Here is a 21,101-nt window from a genome sequence, read left to right on the forward strand (position 1 = left end):
CGACGGTACCTTGCCGGGCCCCCCGTTCGGGCCCCCCTTGGCACGGTTCACTTTGACGTGAACCGTGCCGAGGGGACGGCAGACGATACAGCGCTGACTACGCGATCGCCTCGTTGTTCATCTTGCGCGTCGAGACGACCTGGTCGACCAGACCGTACGCGAGCGCGTCCTCGGCCGTGAGGATCTTGTCGCGCTCGATGTCGTCGCGGATCTTCTCGATCGGCGTCGTCGAGTGCTTGGCCAGCATGTCTTCCAGCTGTGCACGCATGCGCATGATCTCGTTGGCCGCGATCTCCAGGTCGGAGAGCTGCTCACGGCCGGTGCCGCCGGAGGGCTGGTGGATCAGCACGCGCGCGTTGGTCAGCGCCATGCGCTTGCCCGGGGTGCCGGCGGCCAGCAGGACGGCGGCCGCGGAGGCGGCCTGGCCCATGCAGACCGTCTGGATGTCCGGCTTCACGAACTGCATCGTGTCGTAGATGGCCGTGAGGGCCGTGAACGAGCCACCGGGGCTGTTGATGTAGATGGAGATGTCGCGGTCCGGGTCCATCGACTCCAGGCACAGCAGCTGCGCCATGACGTCGTTGGCCGACGCGTCGTCGATCTGCACGCCGAGGAAGATGATGCGCTCCTCGAAGAGCTTCGCGTAGGGGTCGTACTCACGCACACCCTGCGAGGTGCGCTCGACGAAGCGCGGCACCACGTAGCGGTTGTCGACCTGCGGACCCGTGTACAGGCCGCTGCCGGGGAAGTTGTTCATCGTCGGTGTTCCGTCCTGGTGAGGGGGGCTGGGGTGGCTGTTCCGGCGTGATCGCGAGGATCAGGCGCCGGTGCCGCCGCCGCCCGGAACGCCCGTAGCGGCAGTGATGATCTCGTCGATGAGGCCGTACTCCTTGGCCTCGTCGGTGGTGAACCAGCGGTCGCGGTCACCGTCACGGATGATCGTCTCGACGCTCTGGCCCGAGTGGCGCGCGGTGATCTCGGCCATGCGCTTCTTCGTGCGCAGCAGGTACTCGGCCTGGATCTTCACGTCCGACGCGGTACCACCGATGCCGGCGGAGCCCTGGTGCATCAGGATGTCGGTGTGCGGCAGCGCGAAGCGCTTGCCCGCCGCGCCGCCGGTCAGCAGGAACTGGCCCATGGAGGCGGCCATGCCCATGCCGATCGTGACGACGTCGTTCGGGATGTACTGCATGGTGTCGTAGATCGCCATGCCGGCCGTCACCGAGCCGCCGGGGCTGTTGATGTACAGGAAGATGTCCTTGTCCGGGTCGGCGGCAAGGAGCAGCATCTGCGCGGTGATCTTGTTCGCGATGTCGTCGTCGACCTGCTGGCCGAGGAAGACGATGCGCTCGCCGAGCAGCCGGTTGTAGACATGGTCGCCGAGGCCACCACCGATGGACGGCTCGCCTGCGGCGGAAGGCATCAGATTCGTCACGGATCCACCTGCTCGTCTCTGACGGCTACGCGCCGTCTTGCGTCTTTAGCTGGGGCCGGGGGCCGTGCTCGGACTCCCCTGCCCTCCTCTTCATGGACCCTAACGCGCGGCCCCCTCCGGGGAATCCCGCGGAAGGAACTGTTCGCTGTGAGCGCAGGTACGGGGCCCCGTAAGGGGTGCGGGGAACTGCGCCGTCCCCGCACCCCTTACGGGGCACTGAGGCCCCCGGAACCATGGCGGTTCCGGGGGCCTCAGTCACACGTTCCTGAGCGGAGCGGTTACGCCTTGTCCTGCTCCTCGGCGGAGTCGGTGGACTCGGCGGCGGCCTCGGGGGCCTCCTCCGTCTCCTCCTCGTCGTCCTCAAGGTCGACGATCTCGCCGTTGGTGTCCTTGACGGTGGCGGACTCGACGACCACGGCAAGGGCCTTTCCGCGGGCGACCTCGCCGACCAGCATCGGGACCTGGCCACCCTCGACGACGGCCTGGGCGAACTGGTCGGGGGACATGCCGGAGGAGGCGGCGCGGCGCATGAGGTGCTCGGTGAGCTCCTCCTGGCTGACGTTCAGCTTCTCCTTGTTGACGAGCTCGTCGAGGACGAACTGCGTCTTGATGCCCTTGACGGCCTGCTCGCTCGTCTCGGCGTCGAACTCCTCGACCGTCTTGCCCTGGATCTCGAGGAACTTCTCGAGGTTCAGGCCCATCTGGGCGAGCTGGTGGTTCTCGAGGTTGTGCTTGCGGGTCTGGACCTCGTCCTCGAGCAGCTTCTCCGGGACGGGGACCTCGACCAGCTCGAGCAGCTTCTCCAGGACGCGCTCCTGCGCCTGCGTGGCCTGGTCGTTCAGCTTCTGGTTCTCGAGGCGCTTGCGGCTGTCGGCCTTCAGCTCGTCGAGGGTGTCGAACTCGGAGGCGAGCTGCGCGAACTCGTCGTCCAGCTCCGGCAGTTCACGCTTGGCGACCTGGCTCACCTTGACGGTGACCTCGGCGTCCTTGCCCTCGGCGGAGCCGCCCTTGAGCTCGGAGGTGAAGGTGGCCTCGCCACCGGCCTCCAGGCCCGTGACGGCGTCGTCGATGCCGTCGAGGAGCTCGCCCGAGCCGATGGTGTACGAGACACCGGAGGCGACGCCGTCCTCGAGGATCTCGCCCTCGACCTTGGCCTCCAGGTCGATGGTCACGACGTCGCCGTCCTCGGCGGCGCGCTCGACCGGCGCGGTGGAGGCGAAGCGGTCGCGCAGCTGCTCGACGGCCTTGTCGATGTCCTCTTCGGTGACCTCAGTGGCGTCGACCTCGACCTCGATGCCGGAGTAGTCCGGGATCTCGATCGTCGGGCGTACATCAACCTCAGCGGTGAAGTTCAGCGTCTCGCCGTCCTTCAGGTCCGTGATGTCGACCTCGGGCTGGCCGAGGACGTTCAGCTCCGCTTCATTGACGGCCTCGGTGTAGAACTTCGGGAGCGCGTCGTTGACAGCCTCTTCGAGAACCGCACCGCGGCCGAAGCGCTGGTCGATGACGCGGGCCGGGATCTTGCCCTTGCGGAAGCCCTTCACCGTGACCTGCTGGTTGATCTTCTTGTACGCCGCGTCGAGGCTGTCCTTGAGCTCCTCGAAGGGCACCTCAATGCTGAGCCGAACCCGGGTCGGGTTCAGGGTCTCGACGGCGCTCTTCACGGTGGGTCTCCTTGGGGGCTGACTTCTGGGATCGTGCCCGGCTTAAGAGACACACGGGCATGCAGCTTGCATAGTAACGGCACGCCGCTGCGGACCCACAATGCGATCTTGGAGAACCCGGGGCGGCCCGCCCTGTTCCTTGACGGCCACTCTCCGAACGCTGGTCGGGGTGGCGGGATTTGAACCCACGGCCTTCCGCTCCCAAAGCGGACGCGCTACCAAGCTGCGCCACACCCCGTCGGTGCGACACGTAGGGTACATGCCCGCAGGCAGTGCGGCTCCCGCGCTGCGGGCCACCGGAAAGAGGGTGTGCACTCGGCGCCCCCGACCCGCTACGATGCCTGCGTACCGCGGTCAGCGACCTGCGGTGCAGCCGTGCGGGCGTAGCTCAATGGTAGAGCCCTAGTCTTCCAAACTAGCTACGCGGGTTCGATTCCCGTCGCCCGCTCTTGTGAAAAGCCTCCGGCCCGGTCCACTCCTCGTGGATCGGGCCGGAGGCTTTTTCGCGGGCCTCAGCCGGGCGTCCTGGCCGCTGCTTCAGAAATGGATCGCGCTGACGCTGTCCGCGACCGAGTTGAGGAAGTTGTTGATCGCAGGCGCCATTCCGGTCGATGCGAGGAAGAAGCCGAAGAGCACCGCGACTATGGCGGGTCCCGCCTTGATCGAGCCGCCGCGCATGAGGACGACAAGGACGATCGCCAACAACAGCACCACTGACAGCGAAATGGCCACACTGATCACACCCTAGGTCGGTCCGCTCTCCCGGCCCGAGGGGTGCAGCCCCACCCCCCGCCAGAACCATCGTGCCACCAACCCGGCGCCTCTATGCGGCCCGTGACGCATCGTCGGCCACGTACCGGCGGGTTTCGGCTTGATCGTTTCTATCGTCCCGGCCGCCCCGCGCGCCCACCGCCTGCGCGGCCTGCAGGCTTTCTCTCAGTTTCCCCTTGGTTCGCACACAGGAAAATCAAGGAAATGCGATGTCCAATTACTGACCAAGCCGTATGGGACGAATCGGTCATTTCACCAAGGGCAGGCAAATCGGCGGGGCACAACCGCACAAACTCCATGTCGAGTTCTGCGCAAACGGGGTACCTGTAAACGCCAAGGAGGAATCGAGTTGAGGGTTTTACGAAATCACAGGGGCCCCACTAAGGTGCCTCAGATGTTCCACGCTGCCATCATCCCCACTGGCGCAGTGCGGCCCCCCACGATCTCCCCGAGTTCCTGGCGGGAGGGCCCGTGACCAACTCGCTGTACCCGCAGGGCTCGCACCGCACCCCGCTGCCACCGACCGCTCGGCCCCCGGCGGACGTCGCCCCCCAGCAGAAACCGGCCCCCGCTCCGGCCGACACCAGCCCCAAGCCCAAGCAGCGCGACGCGTTCTTCGACAACGCCAAATACCTGGCCATCGTCTTTGTCGCGATGGGCCACTCCTGGGAACCCCTGACGGACGGCAGCCGTACCGCCGAAGCGCTGTACGAGATCGTCTACACGTTCCACATGCCGGCGTTCATCATCATCTCCGGCTATTTCTCGCGCAGCTTCGACATGCGGCCCGACCGGCTGCGGCGCCTCATCACCGGCGTCGCCGTGCCATACGTGATCTTCGAAGTCGCGTACAGCATCTTCAAGAAGTACGCGGACAACGACCCCACGCATCCGATCAGCCTGCTCGACCCATGGTTTCTGACCTGGTTCCTCGTCGCGCTGTTCATCTGGCGGCTGACCACGCCGCTGTGGAAGATCGTCCGCTGGCCGATCCCGCTCTCCATCGCGATCGCCGTGCTCGCGTCGGTCTCCCCCGACATCGGCGACGACCTGGACCTGCAGCGCGTCCTGCAGTTCCTGCCGTTCTTCGTACTCGGCCTGTTCCTGAAGCCCGAGCACTTCCAGCTCGTGCGGCGGCGCGAGGTGCGGATCCTGTCCGTGCCGATCGCGGCGTGCGCCTTCCTGCTCGCCTACTGGGCGGCTCCGCGCATGACGTCGGTGTGGTTCTACCACCGCGACAGCGCGCAGGAGCTGGGCGTCCCGTGGTGGGTCGGCGTCGTCATGACCCTCGCCCTGTTCGGCTGCTCGATCGTGCTCACCGCGTGCTTCTTCGCGTGGGTGCCGGGTCGCAGGACGTGGTTCACGGTGCTCGGCGCTGGGACGCTGTACGGCTATCTGCTGCACGGGTTCCTGGCGAAGGGTTCCCGGTTCTGGGGCTGGTTCGACGCGGACTGGATCCACACCCCGTACGGCCAGGTCATCGTCACGATCATCGCGGGCGCGGTCGTCACCGCCCTGTGTACGCCACCGGTGCAACGGGCCTTCCGCTTCGCCATGGAGCCGAAGATGCCGTGGGCGTTCAAGAAGGACGCCACCGAGACGGCGCGGGCCAGGCAGCGCGCCTGACCGGTTCGGGTGAGGGTGGGAGCGGGCACCCACCCGCCCTTACCCGAACCACGAGGAGCCCGGCCTCATGCAGATCGATCTGGCGGGACGCACCGCCCTGGTCACCGGATCCACCCAGGGCATCGGCGCCGCCATCGCGACGGGCCTGGCCCGCTCCGGGGCCCGCGTCGGCGTCAACGGCCGGACACGGGAGCGCGTCGACGAGGCCGTGTCCCGCATCCGCGCCGACGCACCCGGCGCGGACCTGGTGCCGGTCGCGGCCGACGTCACCACGGAGGACGGCCTGCGGGACGCCGCCGAGGCGCTCCCCCACATCGACATCCTGGTCAACAACCTGGGAATCTTCGGCTCCGCCGACCCGCTGGAGATCACCGACGCGGAGTGGCGCCGCTACTTCGAGGTCAACGTGCTGGCCGCGGTCCGGCTCATCCGCCACTATCTGCCCGGCATGACCGAGCGCGGCTGGGGGCGGATCCAGAACATCGCCAGCGACTCGGCCGTGGTGATCCCCGCCGAGATGATCCACTACGGGATGTCCAAGACGGCACTGCTCGCGGTGACCCGCGGCTTCGCGAAACAGGCCGCCGGCAGCGGCGTGACCGTCAACTCCGTGATCGCGGGTCCCACCCACACGGGTGGTGTGGAGGACTTCGTCTACGAACTGGTCGACCGCGACCTGCCCTGGGACGAGGCGCAAAGGGCCTTTATGCGCGAGCACCGCCCGCAGTCCCTGCTGCAACGGCTCATCGAGCCCGAGGAGATCGCGAACATGGTGGTCTACCTGGCCTCCGACCTGTCGAGCGCCACGACAGGCGGCGCCCTGCGGGTGGACGGCGGCTACGTGGACTCGATCCTGCCGTAGGGCCTTTAGTAGGGCCTTTACGGCCGTAAAAAGCTCAGCCGATCCCCAGCAGCGCGCGCATCGTCGCGTACTTCCGGGTCAGTCGATCCCGGGTCGGCCCGTCGAGAACGGCGAGGCGGCCCGGGTCCGCGTTGTGGTCCATATCCGCCTCCTTGACCAGGCGGGCGCCGGGGGTCGCGAGGATGCGTCGTGCGTACGCCTCCGGGGGCTCGCCCCGGCGCTTGGTCAGGGCGCCGACGACCGCCTTCGTCCTCGCCGGGAGCGGGGCCGCGTCCAGCCACTCCTGTGTGAGCGCGTCGTCCTCGATCGCGTCGTGCAGCCAGGCCGCGGCGATCTGGGCGTCGTCGCCTCCCCTGGCGCGGGTGCCTTCGGCCACGGCCGCCAGATGCTCCGCGTACGGGCGGCCCGCCTTGTCCTTCTGGCCTTGGTGGGCCTGGCGCGCGAGGGCCTCGACTTCCGTCAGCGTGAGCATGCCGCCGACCTTCTCACGGAGCTCCGGACTCGGCCTCCAGGTCCTTTGGTAAGCTAAGTATTGACGTTTTCTTGACGCTCTCTTGACCAAAGCCTCTAGTCAGTCCTGACGACCGGGCTTCAAGACCAAGGAGGAACGGGCCCATCGGACACGCGGACACCTTGATCGCCATGGGCGGCGCCTTTCTCGCGGCAGCCGTCCTCGCCCGCCTGGGAGGGCGGATAGGCCTCCCCACCATTCCCCTGTTCATCCTGGCCGGGATCCTGCTCGGCCCCCACACGCCGGGCGTCGTGCTGCTCTCCGACCCGCACGACCTGGAGATGCTCTCCGCGCTCGGCCTCGTACTTCTGCTCTTCTATCTCGGCCTCGAGTTCCACATGGACGACCTGAAGACGGGCGGCCGCAAGATGGCCGTCGCCGGAGGGACGTACCTCGCTCTGAACGTCGGCGCCGGCCTCGGTTTCGGATTCGCCCTCGGCTGGGGCACATCCGAAGCTCTGGTCCTCGCCGGGGTGCTCGGCATCTCGTCGTCCGCGATCGTCACGAAGGTCCTTGTCGACACCGGCCGGCTCGGGAACCCCGAGACCAAGCCGATCCTCGGGATCATCGTGGTCGAGGACATCTTCCTCGCCCTGTATCTGGCCGCCCTGCAACCGATCCTGTCCGGCGCCGACTCGCTGTCGGCCGCCGTGCTCGACGGCGGCAAGGCCTTCGGGTTCCTGCTGCTGCTCGCCCTCGCGGCGCGCTTCGGCACGCGGATCGTCGGCATGCTCTTCAACACCAAGGACGACGAACTCCTCGTCATCTCCTTCCTCGGTGCCGCGGTGTTCGTGGCCGGGGTCTCCGAGTGGTTCGGGGTCGCCGACGCCATCGGGGCGTTCATGGTCGGCCTGATGCTCGGCTCGACCGCCTCCGGTGAGCGGATCCGCACGCTGGTGCACCCGCTGCGGGACGCCTTCGGGGCGATCTTCTTCTTCGGGTTCGGGCTCTCCATCGACCCCGGTGACCTGCCGAGCGTGGTGTGGCCCGTGCTCGCCGCGGTCGCGTTGACGCTCGTCATGAACGTCCTCGCGGGGATCGGCGGGGCGAAGATCTACGGGTTCGGGGCCGGGCCCGCGGCGAACATCTCGACCACCTTGCTGGCGCGCGGCGAGTTCGCGCTGATCCTCGCCACGATGGCCGCGGGCGCGGGGCTCGACGAACGCCTCTCGCCGTTCATCGCGGGATACGTGCTGCTGCTCGCGGTCCTCGGGCCGATGGCCGCGGGCCGGTCCGAGTGGCTGGCCAGGATCCTGCCGATCAAGGAGCGGGCGCCGGTGCTCGATGAGCCACGGGTCGGCGCCGGGGTGTAGGGCCCCTCACGCGTCCCGGCAGATCAGCAGGAGCGCCCGGTCGTCGTTGACGTCCTTGGCCACCGCCTCGATGAGGTGCCAGGCCGCACCGTGGAAGCCGCCGGTCACATACCGGTCGGCTTCCCCGGTGAGGCGGTCGATGCCCTCGCTGATGTCCCGCTCGGAGGTCTCGACGAGGCCGTCCGTGAACAGCATCAGCACGTCACCGGGGCGCAGCTTCCCCTTCGTGGCGTCGAACTCGGCCCCGTCGTAGACGCCGAGGAGCGGCCCCTCGGCCGCCTTCTCCTCCCAGCGCCCGGTGCCCGCGCTGAGCTGGAGACCCGGCGGATGGCCCGCGGAGTACAGCTCGAAGTCGCCGGACTCCAGGTCGAGGACGAGGTGGATCGAGGTCGCGAAGCCCTCGTCCCAGTCCTGGCGGAGCAGATAGCCGTTGGCCGCGGGCAGGAAGGCGTGCGGCGGCAGCGAGCCGAGCAGTCCGCTGAAGGCGCCGGCGAGCAGCAGCGCCCGCGAGGCCGCGTCCATGCCCTTGCCCGACACGTCCGTGAGGACGACCTCAAGCGTGCGGCCGTTGTTCGTACGGGCCGCCACCACGAAGTCACCGGAGAACGACTGGCCACCCGCCGGGCGCAGCGCCATCTCGCGGTGCCAGCCGGGCGGCAGCTTGGGCAGCCGACTCTGCGTACGGATCCGCTCGCGCAGGTCGAAGAGCATCGTTCCGCCGCGCCGCCAGGGCACGCCGACCCGGCTGCGGAACTGGGCGATGAGCAGGCCGAAGAACCCGCAGGCCGCGACCGTGAGCACGGTGCCGGGCGTGACTCCGGCCGCGCGCTGTGTGTAGGGGCCGAGCTGGAACGACTCCACGATCAGCGCCGCGGCCGCCGCCGCGTACAGACCGAGCAGGCTGGCGGGGCGCAGCAGCAGGCCGCCCGCGACGATCGGCAGGACGAGGATGGCGGGCGCGCACCACACCGGATTGAGGATGGTGGCGAAGGCGATCACCGGGATGGTGATGAGCAGCCCGACGAGCGCGATCCAGTCCGAACCGTCCCCGCGGAAGTAGTCCACTCCGGATTTGCGCACGGCTGTGCGGACCCGGTGTACGCGCATTCTCAACCGGGCCGGGAACGTATCGGCCTCCGCGCGCTGTTCGCGCCCGCGCCGCTCTCGTCGTACCGCCATTGTTCGTGGACCCTATCCACCGGGTCAGGATCTGTGCACGGGAGGTCCCACTTGTCCCCCTTTCCGGGCACGCCGGTCAGCCCCGGTACAGCGGGTAAATTCCCTCGCCCGCCGCTGCCCGCCCTGGTAGGGATGGCGTATGGCGACCGATCTGCGCACGTTGCGGGACAGCGAGTGGGACAACTGGTACGGGAAGCTGGAGCGGGCCTTCGGCGGAGTGGCCGAGGCACCCGAGGAGCGTGGGCTCTACCGGGAGCTGACCGCCCTCGACCGCTCGCTCGGGGTCTGGGACGGGGCCGAGTGCGTGGGCACGGCGGGCGCCTTCCCGTTCCGCGTCTCGGTGCCCGGCGGGGCCTTCGTGGCCGCGGCGGGCGTGACCATGGTCAGCGTCGCCGCGACGCACCGCAGGCGCGGCATCCTGACCGGGATGATGCGCCGTCAACTCGACGACGTACGAGGGTGGGGCGAGCCCCTGGCGGTGCTCACGGCGTCCGAACCCGCGATCTACGGGCGGTTCGGCTACGGCATCGGGACCCGCAAGGCCACGGTGCGCATCGAGTCCCAGCGGGTACGCGTCGAGGCGCCCGCCGAGGCGGACCGGGTGCGGCTGCGGTACGTGGAGGTGGCGGAGGCCGCCGAGCGGTGCGAGTCGGTGTATCTGCGGACCGTGGGGACGCGGCCCGGGATGCTCGCCCGGCTGCCCGGCTGGGAGCGGCTGCCGCTGCTCGACCCGGAGCGGGACCGGGGCGGGGCGTCGCCGTTGCAGTGCGTGGTCGCCGAACTGGGCGGGGAGACCGTCGGGTTCGCGCGATTCCACGTGAAGCCGGAGTCCGCGCACGGGGTGGATTGCAGCACCGTCCTGGTGCGCGAGGTGACCGCGGTCGAGCCCGCGGCGTACGCGGCGCTGTGGCGGTTCCTGTGCGGCATCGACCTGACGGAGATCGTGGAGTGCGGCAACCTTCCGGTGGACGACCCGCTGTTCTCGCTGGTCTCCGACATCCGGCGGTGCGACGTACGGGTGCGTGACTCGATGCACGTACGACTGGTGGATGTGGGTCAGGCGCTCGAAGCGCGTACGTATCTCACGCCCGTGGACGTCGTGTTCGAGGTGGCGGACGCCTTCTGCCCCTGGAACGAGGGGCGTTGGCGGCTCGCGGGCGACGCGAAGGGTGGCGCGTCCTGCAAGCGGACCGAGGAGCCGGCCGATCTCGCCCTGTCCGTACGGGAGTTGGGCGCGGCCTACCTCGGTGACGCGTCACTGCTCGAACTGGCCGGGGCCGGGCGGGTGCGGGAGCTGCGGCCGGGGGCGCTCGCGGAGGCGTCGGTGGCGTTCGGCTCGGCCGTCGCGCCGTGGCTGCCGCACGGGTTCTAGGTCGTGTCCGCAAAGTCCCTTCGTCGCCCGAAGGGCGGCCCCGCGGCGTCTGGTGAGTGCTCTCGGCGTGCCGGGGGCAAGGCCTCGTACTGGATGTACTCGGCCTTACGCCCGGTGCGGCGAGAGCGCTTGCCAGGCGTCGCGGGGCAGGAGGGACTTTGCGGACACGGCCTAGCGGGCCGGTTGGCAGGTGGGGCACCAGAAGAGGTTGCGGGCCGCGAGTTCCGCCGTGCGGATCTCGGTGCCGCACAGGTGGCAGGGCCGGTGCGCGCGCCGGTAGACGTAGACCTCGCCGCCGTGGTCGTCGACGCGCGGGGCCCGGTTCATCGCCTCGGGGGTGTGCTCGGGGCGGACGGTGTCGATGCGGTTGGCGCGGACGCCGTCGTGCATCAGCGCCACCAAGTCGTCCCAGATCACGGCGAGTTGGGGGCGGGTGAGGTTCTTGCCGGGGGTGTACGGGTCGATGCCGTGCCGGAAGAGGACCTCGGCGCGGTAGACGTTGCCGACGCCCGCGATCACCTTCTGGTCCATGAGGAGCGCGGCGATGGTGGTGCGGCTGCGGGAGATCCGCTCGTACGCCCTGGCGGGGTCCTCGCCCTGGCGCAGCGGGTCCGGGCCGAGGCGGTCGTGTATCGCCTGCTTCTCGGCGTCCGTGATGAGCGCGCAGGTGGTGGGGCCGCGGAGGTCCGCGTAGTGGGCGTCGTTCGCCAGGCGCAGGCGGACGGTGTCCGTGGGGGGCGGGGCGGGGGGACCGCCGAAGGTGTACTTGCCGAAGAGGCCGAGGTGGATGTGGACCCAGTGCTCCGCGCCGAACAGGAGGAAGAGGTGCTTGCCGTGGGCCTCGGTGCGGGTGAGTTGCTGGCCGGTGAGGAGGGCGGCGGCGTCGGAGAACTTGCCCTGGGGGCTGGTGGCCGTGACCTTGCGGTCGGCGAATTTCTCGGCGTGGTCCTGGGCGAGCCGATGGATTGTGTGGCCTTCGGGCACGCCTCTTCCTTTCGGCCGACCGTGGTTGACGTCTCGGGGCTCTGCCCCGGACCCCGCTGCTCAATCGCCGCAGGGGCTTGAAATGCCGCGCCTCAATCGCCGGCGGGGCTTGATGAATCAAGCCCGTCCGGCGATTGAGGACAAGCCCGGAGGGGTTCAGTCCTGCTGCGGGTGGTGGGCGGGGATCGGGGGGAGGGCGCCCGACGCCTCGTAGGCCGACAGCATGTCGATGCGGCGCTGGTGGCGCTCCTCGTGGGAGTACGGCGTCGCCAGGAAGATCTCGACGAACTTCGTCGCCTCCTCCTCCGTGTGCATCCGCCCACCGATGGAGATCACGTTCGCGTTGTTGTGCTCACGGCCGAGCGCAGCGGTCTGCTCGCTCCAGGCGAGGGCCGCACGGACGCCCTTCACCTTGTTCGCGGCGATCTGCTCACCGTTGCCGGAGCCGCCGATCACGATGCCGAGGGCGTCGGGGTCCGCCGCCGTCCGCTCCGCGGCGCGGAGGCAGAACGGCGGGTAGTCGTCCTGGGCGTCGTAGATGTGGGGCCCGCAGTCGACGGGCTCGTGGCCGTGGGCCTTGAGCCATTCGACCAGGTGGTTCTTGAATTCGTAGCCGGCATGATCCGAGCCGAGGTACACGCGCATGGGTCCGAGTGTGGCACGACGCCCGCCGGGTAGCCGCCTCCGGGTGCCCGGCGGGCCGCCCGTCGTGGCCTTGACAACAATCCGGACTCAAAGCTTCCGATCGGGCCCCCCGGTGCGTTGAATGCGGACGCACGTTTACGCCCAACGTAAGGATCCGTGCATGACCACGCAGTCGCCCCCCACCACCGGGGCCTCATCCGGTACGCCGCCCACCGGCGGCGACGGTGACGGACTCAAGGCAGGGCTGAAGAACCGGCACCTGTCCATGATCGCCATCGGCGGTGTCATCGGAGCCGGTCTCTTCGTCGGATCCAGCTCCGGCATCGCGGCCGCAGGACCCGCCATCCTCATCTCGTACGCCCTCGTCGGCGCGATGGTCGTCTTCGTGATGCGGATGCTGGGCGAGATGGCCGCCGCACGGCCCTCCTCCGGCTCCTTCTCCGCCTACGCCGACCAGGCCCTGGGCCGCTGGGCCGGTTTCTCCATCGGCTGGCTGTACTGGTTCTTCTGGGTCGTGGTGCTCGCCGTGGAGGCGACGGCCGGGGCGAAGATCCTCAACGGCTGGATACCGGGCGTCCCGCAGTGGGGGTGGGCGCTGATCGTGATGGTCGTGCTCACCGTCGTGAACCTGGCGGCCGTCGGCTCGTACGGAGAGTTCGAGTTCTGGTTCGCCGGGATCAAGGTCGTCGCGATCGCGGCGTTCGTGATCGTGGGCCTGCTCGCCGTGTTCGGGCTGCTGCCGGGCTCCGACAACCCGGGGTCCGGGCTCGCGCACCTCACCGATTCCGGAGGCTTCTTCCCCAAGGGGCCGGGAGCGATCCTCACCGGTGTACTGATGGTCGTCTTCTCCTTCATGGGCTCCGAGATCGTCACGCTCGCCGCCGGTGAGTCCGAGAACCCGCAGAAGGCCGTCACCAGGGCCACGAACTCCGTGATCTGGCGCATCGGCATCTTCTACCTGGGCTCGATCTTCGTCGTGCTGACGCTGCTGCCGTGGAACGATCCGTCGATCGTCGACGAGGGGTCCTACGTGGCCGCTCTGAACGTCATCGGCATCCCGCACGCCGGGCAGGTCATGGACGTCATCGTGCTGACGGCCGTGCTGTCGTGCCTCAACTCCGGGCTCTACACCGCCTCCCGTATGGCCTTCTCGCTCGGGCAGCGCGGTGACGCGCCGAAGGCGTTCGCGAAGACCACGTCGCGTGGTGTGCCGCGGGTCGCGATCCTCGGGTCCGTCGTCTTCGGGTTCCTCGCGGTCTGGTTCAACTACCAGTGGCCGGACACCGTCTTCAACTTCCTGCTGAACTCCTCCGGAGCCGTCGCGCTGTTCGTGTGGCTGGTCATCTGTTTCACGCAGTTGAAGATGCGCGGGATGATCCTGCGGGACCAGCCGGAGAAGCTTGTCGTCAAGATGTGGCTGTTCCCGTATCTGACGTGGGCGACGATCGCGATGATCTCGTTCGTGCTTGTGTACATGTTGACGGATGACGCGGGGCGGGAGCAGGTTCTGCTTTCGCTGCTCGTTGCGGCGTTCGTTGTTGGGTTCTCGCTTGTGCGTGAGCGCGTGCAGCGGCGCGGGTGAGTGTTGCGGGGGTCCGGGGTTGACGTCTCGGGGCTCTGCCCCGGACCCCGCGCCTCAATCGCCGGCGGGGCTTGATTGGGGCGCGCTAGTGATCGTGAATGTCTCCTTCACCCGCTCGTACGTTGCCCTCGCCCGTTCCTCCACCTCCGGGCGGTACCACGTGCCCACCTGGAAGGAGCGGCTTCCGCGGTCGAAGCCGAGGAGTTCCGCGTGCCAGCGGGCGCCCTTCAGGGTGAAGAGGTACTCCCAGACCACCGCGGGGCGGCCGCGGAACGTGGTGCGGGTCAGGCGGAGCTTTTTGTAGTCCTGGCCCTGGTGGGCGGCGCGTTCGGACTTCTGCCACGTGGCCAGGAGGTCGTCCTTGGCGAGGGCCGACTGGGCGACGAGCTCCTGGGTGCCGTCCGGTGAGGTGTAGTGCACCTCGGACGCCGTCTTCACCACCCGCTCCCAGCCCTTCGGCGGCACCCACGCGTACCCCGCCTCCCGCCGCGCACCCGCCGGAAGGCTCTCGGTGGGCGGCCGGGACGTGCCCTCGACGGTGGGCGGGCGGGATGTCGTGGGTGTCGAGCCGCCCGCCTGCGGGTCGCCGTCCGGCAGCGTGAGGGCGAGGGCCACCGCGAGGCCCACGGCCAGCGCTCCCCCGGCCGCGATGAGGGCCGTCCTGCGTCGGTTCGCCGGCCGGGGCCGCGCGGGGGCGGGGGCGGGCGCCGGGCGGCGCAGGCCGATGTCGAGGGTGCGGGTTCCGGGCTGCGGTGCCTCGGGGTGCTTGGGCGGGGGCTCGGCGGGGGCCAGCGCCCCGGTCACCGTGTCGACGTCGGGGCGGTCCTGCGGCTCCTTCGCCAGCAGACCCGCGAGGAGCGGACCGAGCCGGCCCGCATCGGGCGGCAGGTGCGGCTCCTCGTAGAGGACGGCGTGCAGGGTCGCGAGGGTCGTGTCCCGGGAGAACGGCGAGCTGCCGCCGAGCGCCGCGCAGAGCGTCGCCCCGAGGGACCAGAGGTCGGACGGCGGGCCCTGCGGTCGGCCCGAGATCCGCTCCGGCGCCATGTAGTCGGGCGAGCCGACCAGCATGCCGACCATGGTGAGCGCCTTGGCGTCCTGGATCGCGGCGATGCCGAAGTCCGTGAGCATGACGCGGCGCTGTCCCACGCGCTCGATGAGTACGTTGCCGGGCTTGATGTCCCGGTGCAGCACACCGCCCGCGTGCACCTGGCGCAGCGCCCCGGCCAGGCTCAGTCCGATCCGCGCGACCTCGTCCACCGGCAGCGGCCCGTCCTCGACGAGGATCTGCTCCAGGGAGCGGCCGTCGACCAGTTCCATGACGATCCACAGGCGTTCGCCCTGGTCGACGACGTCGTAGACGCGCACCACGCCCGGGTGGTCGATGCGGGCGGTGGCACGGGCCTCGCGCAGGGTGCGCTCGCGGCGGGTGCGGGCGTCCTCGGGGTCGAGGCCGTCGATGCGCATTTCCTTGACGGCGACCCGGCGGTCGAGCATTTCGTCCACCGCGCGCCACACGCGCCCCATTCCGCCCTGGCCTATCGATTCGTCCAGGCGGTAGCGGGACGCCACCAATAACCCCTGGACGCCTCCGCTCGTATTCCCAGGCAATCGACTGCACCCCCGAAGCACAGAGAAACACAAAGTCGACACTTCCCGCCGCCCCAGCATAGTGCGGAGAAATCTTGTGGTACCTCTTCAAGTGCCGCGAATTCGGCCGCGGTTGGGGGAAGCGGAAAGACCTAGGGGGACGACGAGCATGAGTTCACGACGTCAGATCAAAATCGCCGGGTCGCTGTGCGCGGCCGCCGTGACGGCGTTCATGGTGCTGCCGGGCGCCGCGCTCGCGGACGACGGGCCTGGTCCGGGCAGCGGCGAGGGCGGAAAGCCGGTGGACGCGGCGCCCTCGGGCGTGAAGCTGACCACGGCGCTGCCGAAGAAGATCTCGGCCGACAACTCGACCGGACAGACAGAGAATCTGATCGCGAGCGTCAGCAATCAGGGCAGCAAGGGAAGCGGCCGGATATTCCTGGCCGTGGTGGGGTTCGACGGGCTCGTGGTGAAGGATGTTCCGAACTGCACCGCGATACCGGAGAACAAGCTGCCGAAGGGCTCCAACAGCGGATTCTCCTGCCCCATAGACAACCTCAGGGCGGGAAAGACTCAGTCGTACAAGGTCGCCGCGACATTCGATCTGAAAAAGACCGGGAAGATCTGTCTGCCGGTGCAGAGCGGGGACACGAAGAAGACGTTCTGGCAGCAGGGCCCGGTGCCGTTCGGCACGACGAGCCCCTCACCGAACGCGCCCGTCACACCGCTGCTGCTCGGCACGGAGAACAAGCCGGCTGCCCCCGCGGGCGACAAGGGCGACAAGGGCGGGGGCGGCGGCAACGATCAGGGGAACCTGCCGTCGACCGGTGTCGGCGATGCCGCGCTGCCGCTGGGCGCGGTCGGCGCGGCGCTGATCGCGGCCGGCGGGGCGGGCCTGTGGTGGACCCGCCGCGACAGCTCCGAAGCGCTCTAGTCGCGCACTGGCGGACTACTTGTCGGCGAGCTTCCAGGCGGTGGGCAGCGCGCCCATCGCCAGGGCCGCCTTCAGGACGTCGCCGATCAGGAACGGGGTGAGGCCCGCGGCGATCGCGGCCGTGAGGCCCATCCCGGTGGACAGGGCCAGGTACGGGACGCCGACCGCGTAGACGATGGCCTCGCCGAGCAGGAACGTTCCCGCGGTGCGCAGCATCGAGCGGTCCGCGCCGCGCCGGGCGAGCGCGCCGACCGCGGCCGAGGCCAGCATCAGACCGATGACGTAACCGAACGAGGGCATCGACATGCCCGAGCCGCCCTCGGCGAACCACGGCATGCCGGCCATGCCCGCGAGCGCGTAGACGGCGAGCGCGAGGAAGCCGCGGCGGGCACCGAGCGCGGTGCCGACGAGCAGCGCGGCGAAGGTCTGCCCGGTCACCGGCACCGGGGAACCCGGGACCGGGAGCGCGATCTGCGCGGCGATTCCGGTGAGGGCGGCGCCGCCGAGGACCAGGGCCGTGCTCTTCAGGGCAACGGCGGACTTGGTGCGGGAGGCGGGCAGGAGGTCGGCCAGGACCTTGCCCGGACGGGCGGTCGTGACAGCGGCGGTGCTCATGGGGACTCCGGTGTCTGTCGAAGGTCCAGAGGACCTTGCGGTCGGGCAGGGAGGGACTTCGTGACGCTATCCCAGGGGAGTTGGGCCGATCACGGTCGCCGGTCGACAAAGGCGCCCACGCCGTGTTGGTGGGCTCTGAACAAACAACGCCGCGTACACCCCGTACAAGGTGATGCTCGTCACTGGGAGAGTCCGTTTTGCGCGCGGAGGCGCTCGAACGGGAGACTGTAGGTTCCCGCCAAACCGCGCACGCCCGCGCGACCCGCACATCCGAGAACGGCTGAAGCCCCATGCAAGACGAACCACTCTCCGCCGGGCTGAAGCAGCGCCACCTCACGATGCTCGGCCTCGGCGGGGTCATCGGCGCGGGGCTTTTCGTCGGCTCGGGCGCCGGTATCGCGGTCGCGGGGCCCGGCATCGTCGTCTCGTACCTGATCGCGGGCACGCTCGCGATGCTGGTGATGCGGATGCTCGGCGAGATGTCCGCCGCGATGCCCGCGTCCGGTTCCTTCTCGGTGCACGCGGAGCGGGCGCTCGGCCGGTGGGCCGGGTTCAGCGCCGGCTGGCTCTACTGGTTCATGCTCGTGGTGGTGCTCGCCGTCGAGGCGACGGGCGCGGCGCAGATCGCGAACGGGTGGGTGCCGGGCGTCCCGCAGTGGGCGTGGGTGCTGCTGTTCATGGTCGTGTTCACCGTCGCCAACCTGACGGCGGTGAAGAACTTCGGCGAGTTCGAGTTCTGGTTCGCGGCCCTCAAGGTCTTCGCGATCGTCGCGTTCCTGGTGCTCGGCGCCCTCGCGATCTTCGGCCTGCTCCCCGACACGGATCCGGTCGGCCTCACCAACCTCACCGGCCGGGGCGGGTTCCTGCCGCACGGCTGGGAGGGCGTCGTCTCCGGGGTGCTCGCGGTCGTCTTCGCGTTCGGCGGCCTGGAGGTCGTCACGATCGCGGCCGCCGAGTCCGAGGACCCGGCCCGCTCGGTGGCGCGCGCGGTGCGCAGCGCGGTGTTCCGGATCCTGTTCTTCTACGTCGGGTCGATGCTGGTCATCGTGACCGTGCTGCCCTGGACGGCGCAGAAGGCGGGGATCAGCCCGTACGTCACCGTGCTCGACTCGATCGGCGTCCCGTCGGCGGCGCAGATCATGAACATCGTGGTGTTCGTGGCGCTGCTCTCCGCGCTGAACGCCAACCTCTACGGATCGTCGCGCATGATCTTCTCGCTCGCCGAGCGCGACGAGGCGCCGAAGGCGCTCCTGAAGGTGAGCGGTGGCGGGGTGCCGCGCCGCGCGGTGCTGGCCTCGGTGGCCTTCGGGTTCATCTCGGTCCTGCTCAACCTGGAGTGGCCGGACACGATCTTCCTCTACATGCTCAACTCGGTCGGCGCCGTGCTGCTGTTCGTGTGGGCGCTGATCGCCGTGTCGCAGCTGCGTCTGCGGCGGCGCATCGAGCAGGAGGCCCCTGAGCGCCTCGTGTTGAAGATGTGGGCGTTCCCCTGGCTGACGTGGGTGGCGATCGCCGCGATGGCCGCGGTCTTCGGGCTGATGCTGACCGACGAGGCGGCGCGGCCGCAGCTGATGTGGTCGACCGGGGCGACGCTGCTCGTCCTCGCGGTCGCGGGGGTACGGGAGTTGCGCGCACGGCGTGACTGAGTGGTGGCCACGTGTTCACCGAACGTCGACATGATCATTGCGGCGTGTGAGCGTCGTGTCCGTATACCGGAAACCTATTCCCTATGAGCGGGCCGCCCGCCCAGACTGTGGCAGTTTTACGTTCCGTTTACGCCAGGACCGTCACAGCTACTGAACAGGGCACACCCATGTCTCGGAACTCAGCGCAGTCCCCTGCGGAGGGGACGGACGCGCGGCCGGTCGAGCAGGCGCCGGCCGAGCCGTCGCTGTCGCACGGCCTCAAGCAGCGCCATCTTTCCATGATCGCGCTGGGCGGCGTGATCGGTGCGGGCCTCTTCGTGGGCTCCGGCACCGCGATCGCCGCCGCGGGCCCTTCGATCATCCTCGCCTACGCGATCTCCGGCGCACTTGTCATGCTCGTGATGCGCATGCTGGGCGAGATGGCGGCCGCGTACCCGGCGTCCGGCTCCTTCTCCGTGCACGCCGAGCGGGGCATCGGGCCGTGGGCCGGATTCACCGCCGGCTGGTCGTTCTGGTTCCTGCTCTGCGTGGCCGTCGGCCTGGAGGGCATCGGCGCCGCCGGCATCGTGCACGGCTGGGTGCCGGGGGTCCCGGAGTGGGCCTGGGTGGCCCTGTTCATGCTGCTGTTCACGGTCACGAACCTGTCGGCCGTGAAGAACTTCGGCGAGTTCGAGTTCTGGTTCGCCGCGCTCAAGGTCGGCGCGATCGTGCTCTTCCTCGTCATCGGCATCCTGGCCATCCTCGGCGTGCTGCCCGACGTCGACGCCCCCGGAATGTCCAACCTCACCGGCCACGGCGGCTTCATGCCGAACGGTACGGAGGGGTTGATCGTCGGCCTCCTCGCGTCCGTCTTCGCGTACGGCGGTCTGGAGACGGTGACGATCGCCGCCGCCGAGTCGGAGCACCCGGTCCAGGGCGTCGCGAAGGCCGTCCGCACCGCGATGTGGCGCATCGCGCTGTTCTACGTCGGCTCGATGGCGGTCGTCGTGGTCCTCCTGCCCTGGACCGCGAAGGAGATCCCGACCAAGGGTCCCTACGTCGCCACGCTCGACTACCTGGGTGTCCCCGGGGCCGGCCAGATCATGAACGTGGTCATCCTCGTCGCGCTGCTCTCCGCCATGAACGCCAACATCTACGGCGCCTCCCGCATGGCCAGTTCGCTGGTCGCCCGCGGCATGGGTCCGAAGGTCATCGGCAGGATCACCAACGGCGTGCCGCGCGCCGCCGTCCTGATGTCGGCGGTCTTCGGCTTCGTCTGCGTGCTGCTCAGCTACTGGCGGCCCGACGACATCTTCGCCTGGCTGCTCAACACCATCGGCGCGATCATCCTCGTCGTCTGGTTCTTCATCGCCGTCTCGCAGCTGGTGCTGCGCCGCAAGCTGGAGCGTGAGGCGCCGGAGAAGCTGGTCGTGAAGATGTGGGCGTACCCCTACCTCACGATCCTCGCGCTCGTCGGCATGATCGCCGTCTTCGCCCTGATGGCCCGCGAGCACGACACGCGGATCCAGCTGTACTTCTCGGGCGGCCTGGCGATCATCCTCGCGGCGGTCGGGTACGCCCGGCAGAAGAAGGCCGAGAAGAAGTAGCCGCACCGCGTTCAACGCAGAGGGCCCCCGGACCACTTGGTCCGGGGGCCCTTTCGTTGCGCCTGCCACTCCTGCTGTTAGCCTGCACTTGCAATAGAGTTGCAATAAGCAGTCGGAGGGCACGGAGAGACATGGCCACGTACACGCTTCCTGAGCTTCCGTACGACTACGCGGCGCTTGAGCCGGTCATCAACCCGCAGATCATCGAGCTGCACCACGACAAGCACCACGCGGCGTACGTGAAGGGCGCGAACGACACCCTGGAGCAGCTGGCCGAGGCCCGCGACAAGGAACAGTGGGGCTCCATCAACGGCCTGGAGAAGAACCTGGCCTTCCACCTCTCCGGCCACATCCTGCACAGCATCTACTGGCACAACATGACCGGTGACGGTGGCGGCGAGCCGCTGGTGGCGGACGGCGTGGGCGAGTTGGCGGACGCGCTGGCGGAGTCCTTCGGCTCCTTCGCCGGCTTCAAGGCGCAGCTGACGAAGGCCGCGGCCACCACGCAGGGCTCCGGCTGGGGCGTCCTCGCGTACGAGCCGGTGAGCGGGCGGCTCATCGTCGAGCAGATCTACGACCACCAGGGCAACGTCGGCCAGGGCTCGACCCCGATCCTCGTCTTCGACGCCTGGGAGCACGCGTTCTACCTGCAGTACAAGAACCAGAAGGTCGACTTCATCGAGGCGATGTGGCGGGTCGTCAACTGGCAGGACGTGGCCAAGCGGTACGCGGCCGCGAAGGAGCGGGCGTACAACCTGCTGCTGGTGCCGTAGCCGGCACGTGATGCGT

19 protein-coding genes and 2 tRNA genes are annotated in these 21,101 nt (G+C 69.1%); 10 read left to right on the top strand and 11 right to left on the bottom strand.

Translation table 11 applies throughout. The features are described 5' to 3' along the window. Window positions 1-97 precede the first annotated feature (97 nt). From OKJ99_RS36235 to OKJ99_RS36250, 4 genes are all read right to left on the bottom strand, one after another. A complete protein-coding gene (locus tag OKJ99_RS36235; RefSeq protein ID WP_326022560.1) occupies window positions 98-757 on the bottom strand; it encodes an ATP-dependent Clp protease proteolytic subunit in 660 nt (219 codons plus the stop codon). 60 nt (window positions 758-817) lie between these two features. Beyond that, entirely contained in the window at window positions 818-1,423 is a 606-nt protein-coding gene (locus OKJ99_RS36240; protein WP_326022592.1) for an ATP-dependent Clp protease proteolytic subunit, read from the bottom strand. Between the two features lie 290 nt (window positions 1,424-1,713). Continuing rightward, a complete protein-coding gene (tig, locus tag OKJ99_RS36245) occupies window positions 1,714-3,099 on the bottom strand; it encodes a trigger factor (protein ID WP_326022562.1) in 1,386 nt (461 codons plus the stop codon). Between the two features lie 161 nt (window positions 3,100-3,260). Then, window positions 3,261-3,337: transfer RNA gene (locus tag OKJ99_RS36250), tRNA-Pro, on the bottom strand. A 139-nt stretch (window positions 3,338-3,476) separates the two neighbouring features. Here OKJ99_RS36250 and OKJ99_RS36255 point away from each other — a divergent pair. After that, window positions 3,477-3,547 (top strand) — tRNA-Gly (locus tag OKJ99_RS36255). 89 nt (window positions 3,548-3,636) lie between these two features. On the opposite strand, the gene OKJ99_RS36260 is transcribed toward OKJ99_RS36255, so the two are convergent. Further along, entirely contained in the window at window positions 3,637-3,831 is a 195-nt protein-coding gene (locus OKJ99_RS36260) for a hypothetical protein (protein ID WP_326022563.1), read from the bottom strand. A gap of 510 nt (window positions 3,832-4,341) precedes the next feature. Here OKJ99_RS36260 and OKJ99_RS36265 point away from each other — a divergent pair. Together OKJ99_RS36265 and OKJ99_RS36270 are read left to right on the top strand one after the other, a co-directional pair. Next, window positions 4,342-5,496, top strand: coding sequence for an acyltransferase family protein (locus OKJ99_RS36265; RefSeq protein ID WP_326022564.1), 1,155 nt, complete (start codon window positions 4,342-4,344; stop codon window positions 5,494-5,496). 67 nt (window positions 5,497-5,563) lie between these two features. Then, window positions 5,564-6,358, top strand: a complete 795-nt coding sequence (locus OKJ99_RS36270; protein ID WP_326022565.1) for an SDR family NAD(P)-dependent oxidoreductase — start codon at window positions 5,564-5,566, stop codon at window positions 6,356-6,358. Between the two features lie 34 nt (window positions 6,359-6,392). On the opposite strand, the gene OKJ99_RS36275 is transcribed toward OKJ99_RS36270, so the two are convergent. Then, the gene (locus OKJ99_RS36275; protein WP_326022566.1) at window positions 6,393-6,830 is read right to left on the bottom strand and encodes an HD domain-containing protein; all 438 of its coding nucleotides are present in this window, start codon (window positions 6,828-6,830) and stop codon (window positions 6,393-6,395) included. Between the two features lie 170 nt (window positions 6,831-7,000). Between OKJ99_RS36275 and OKJ99_RS36280 the strand changes: the two genes are divergently transcribed. Further along, window positions 7,001-8,182, top strand: coding sequence for a cation:proton antiporter (locus OKJ99_RS36280; protein WP_326022568.1), 1,182 nt, complete (start codon window positions 7,001-7,003; stop codon window positions 8,180-8,182). 6 nt (window positions 8,183-8,188) lie between these two features. Here OKJ99_RS36280 and OKJ99_RS36285 read toward each other — a convergent pair whose 3' ends face one another. Beyond that, the gene (locus tag OKJ99_RS36285; RefSeq protein ID WP_326022569.1) at window positions 8,189-9,361 is read right to left on the bottom strand and encodes a PP2C family protein-serine/threonine phosphatase; all 1,173 of its coding nucleotides are present in this window, start codon (window positions 9,359-9,361) and stop codon (window positions 8,189-8,191) included. Between the two features lie 139 nt (window positions 9,362-9,500). On the opposite strand from OKJ99_RS36285, the gene OKJ99_RS36290 reads away from it, so the two are divergent. Further along, window positions 9,501-10,733, top strand: a complete 1,233-nt coding sequence (locus tag OKJ99_RS36290) for a GNAT family N-acetyltransferase (protein ID WP_326022570.1) — start codon at window positions 9,501-9,503, stop codon at window positions 10,731-10,733. 171 nt (window positions 10,734-10,904) lie between these two features. Here the strand turns inward: OKJ99_RS36290 and OKJ99_RS36295 are convergent, their stop codons facing one another. Further along, the gene (locus OKJ99_RS36295) at window positions 10,905-11,717 is read right to left on the bottom strand and encodes an Fpg/Nei family DNA glycosylase (RefSeq protein ID WP_326022573.1); all 813 of its coding nucleotides are present in this window, start codon (window positions 11,715-11,717) and stop codon (window positions 10,905-10,907) included. Between the two features lie 156 nt (window positions 11,718-11,873). Further along, window positions 11,874-12,362: a ribose-5-phosphate isomerase gene (locus OKJ99_RS36300; protein WP_326022574.1), complete on the bottom strand. Its 489-nt coding sequence runs from the start codon at window positions 12,360-12,362 to the stop codon at window positions 11,874-11,876. 160 nt (window positions 12,363-12,522) lie between these two features. On the opposite strand from OKJ99_RS36300, the gene OKJ99_RS36305 reads away from it, so the two are divergent. Continuing rightward, entirely contained in the window at window positions 12,523-13,944 is a 1,422-nt protein-coding gene (locus OKJ99_RS36305) for an amino acid permease (protein ID WP_326022575.1), read from the top strand. Between the two features lie 54 nt (window positions 13,945-13,998). Here the strand turns inward: OKJ99_RS36305 and OKJ99_RS36310 are convergent, their stop codons facing one another. Further along, window positions 13,999-15,516, bottom strand: coding sequence for a serine/threonine-protein kinase (locus OKJ99_RS36310; RefSeq protein WP_326022576.1), 1,518 nt, complete (start codon window positions 15,514-15,516; stop codon window positions 13,999-14,001). A 184-nt stretch (window positions 15,517-15,700) separates the two neighbouring features. On the opposite strand from OKJ99_RS36310, the gene OKJ99_RS36315 reads away from it, so the two are divergent. Further along, window positions 15,701-16,465: an LPXTG cell wall anchor domain-containing protein gene (locus tag OKJ99_RS36315; RefSeq protein WP_326022578.1), complete on the top strand. Its 765-nt coding sequence runs from the start codon at window positions 15,701-15,703 to the stop codon at window positions 16,463-16,465. A 15-nt stretch (window positions 16,466-16,480) separates the two neighbouring features. Here OKJ99_RS36315 and OKJ99_RS36320 read toward each other — a convergent pair whose 3' ends face one another. After that, window positions 16,481-17,080: a biotin transporter BioY gene (locus OKJ99_RS36320; RefSeq protein WP_326022580.1), complete on the bottom strand. Its 600-nt coding sequence runs from the start codon at window positions 17,078-17,080 to the stop codon at window positions 16,481-16,483. A 290-nt stretch (window positions 17,081-17,370) separates the two neighbouring features. On the opposite strand from OKJ99_RS36320, the gene OKJ99_RS36325 reads away from it, so the two are divergent. From OKJ99_RS36325 to OKJ99_RS36335, 3 genes are all read left to right on the top strand, one after another. Beyond that, complete coding sequence (locus OKJ99_RS36325) at window positions 17,371-18,726, top strand: amino acid permease (protein WP_326022581.1); 1,356 nt, start codon at window positions 17,371-17,373, stop codon at window positions 18,724-18,726. 167 nt (window positions 18,727-18,893) lie between these two features. After that, window positions 18,894-20,312: an amino acid permease gene (locus OKJ99_RS36330; RefSeq protein ID WP_326022582.1), complete on the top strand. Its 1,419-nt coding sequence runs from the start codon at window positions 18,894-18,896 to the stop codon at window positions 20,310-20,312. A 131-nt stretch (window positions 20,313-20,443) separates the two neighbouring features. Further along, window positions 20,444-21,085 (top strand): superoxide dismutase, encoded by a 642-nt coding sequence (locus OKJ99_RS36335; protein WP_326022583.1) that lies wholly within the window; start codon window positions 20,444-20,446, stop codon window positions 21,083-21,085. Window positions 21,086-21,101: the final 16 nt, after the last annotated feature.

Origin of the sequence: Streptomyces endophyticus, assembly GCF_035798155.1 — a bacterium.
GTDB lineage: Bacteria > Actinomycetota > Actinomycetes > Streptomycetales > Streptomycetaceae > Streptomyces > Streptomyces endophyticus.

What these genes read in the sequence shown, in the direction of transcription:
- OKJ99_RS36235 (WP_326022560.1), bottom strand. Translation starts at nt 757, where the DNA reads ATGAACAACTTCCCCGGCAGCGGCCTGTACACGGGTCCGCAGGTCGAC.
- OKJ99_RS36285 (WP_326022569.1), bottom strand. Translation starts at nt 9,361, where the DNA reads ATGGCGGTACGACGAGAGCGGCGCGGGCGCGAACAGCGCGCGGAGGCC.
- OKJ99_RS36280 (WP_326022568.1), top strand. Translation starts at nt 7,001, where the DNA reads ATGGGCGGCGCCTTTCTCGCGGCAGCCGTCCTCGCCCGCCTGGGAGGG.
- OKJ99_RS36300 (WP_326022574.1), bottom strand. Translation starts at nt 12,362, where the DNA reads ATGCGCGTGTACCTCGGCTCGGATCATGCCGGCTACGAATTCAAGAAC.
- OKJ99_RS36330 (WP_326022582.1), top strand. Translation starts at nt 18,894, where the DNA reads ATGTCTCGGAACTCAGCGCAGTCCCCTGCGGAGGGGACGGACGCGCGG.
- OKJ99_RS36275 (WP_326022566.1), bottom strand. Translation starts at nt 6,830, where the DNA reads ATGCTCACGCTGACGGAAGTCGAGGCCCTCGCGCGCCAGGCCCACCAA.
- OKJ99_RS36240 (WP_326022592.1), bottom strand. Translation starts at nt 1,423, where the DNA reads ATGCCTTCCGCCGCAGGCGAGCCGTCCATCGGTGGTGGCCTCGGCGAC.
- OKJ99_RS36290 (WP_326022570.1), top strand. Translation starts at nt 9,501, where the DNA reads ATGGCGACCGATCTGCGCACGTTGCGGGACAGCGAGTGGGACAACTGG.
- OKJ99_RS36270 (WP_326022565.1), top strand. Translation starts at nt 5,564, where the DNA reads ATGCAGATCGATCTGGCGGGACGCACCGCCCTGGTCACCGGATCCACC.
- OKJ99_RS36305 (WP_326022575.1), top strand. Translation starts at nt 12,523, where the DNA reads ATGACCACGCAGTCGCCCCCCACCACCGGGGCCTCATCCGGTACGCCG.
- OKJ99_RS36315 (WP_326022578.1), top strand. Translation starts at nt 15,701, where the DNA reads ATGAGTTCACGACGTCAGATCAAAATCGCCGGGTCGCTGTGCGCGGCC.
- OKJ99_RS36335 (WP_326022583.1), top strand. Translation starts at nt 20,444, where the DNA reads ATGGCCACGTACACGCTTCCTGAGCTTCCGTACGACTACGCGGCGCTT.
- OKJ99_RS36320 (WP_326022580.1), bottom strand. Translation starts at nt 17,080, where the DNA reads ATGAGCACCGCCGCTGTCACGACCGCCCGTCCGGGCAAGGTCCTGGCC.
- OKJ99_RS36325 (WP_326022581.1), top strand. Translation starts at nt 17,371, where the DNA reads ATGCAAGACGAACCACTCTCCGCCGGGCTGAAGCAGCGCCACCTCACG.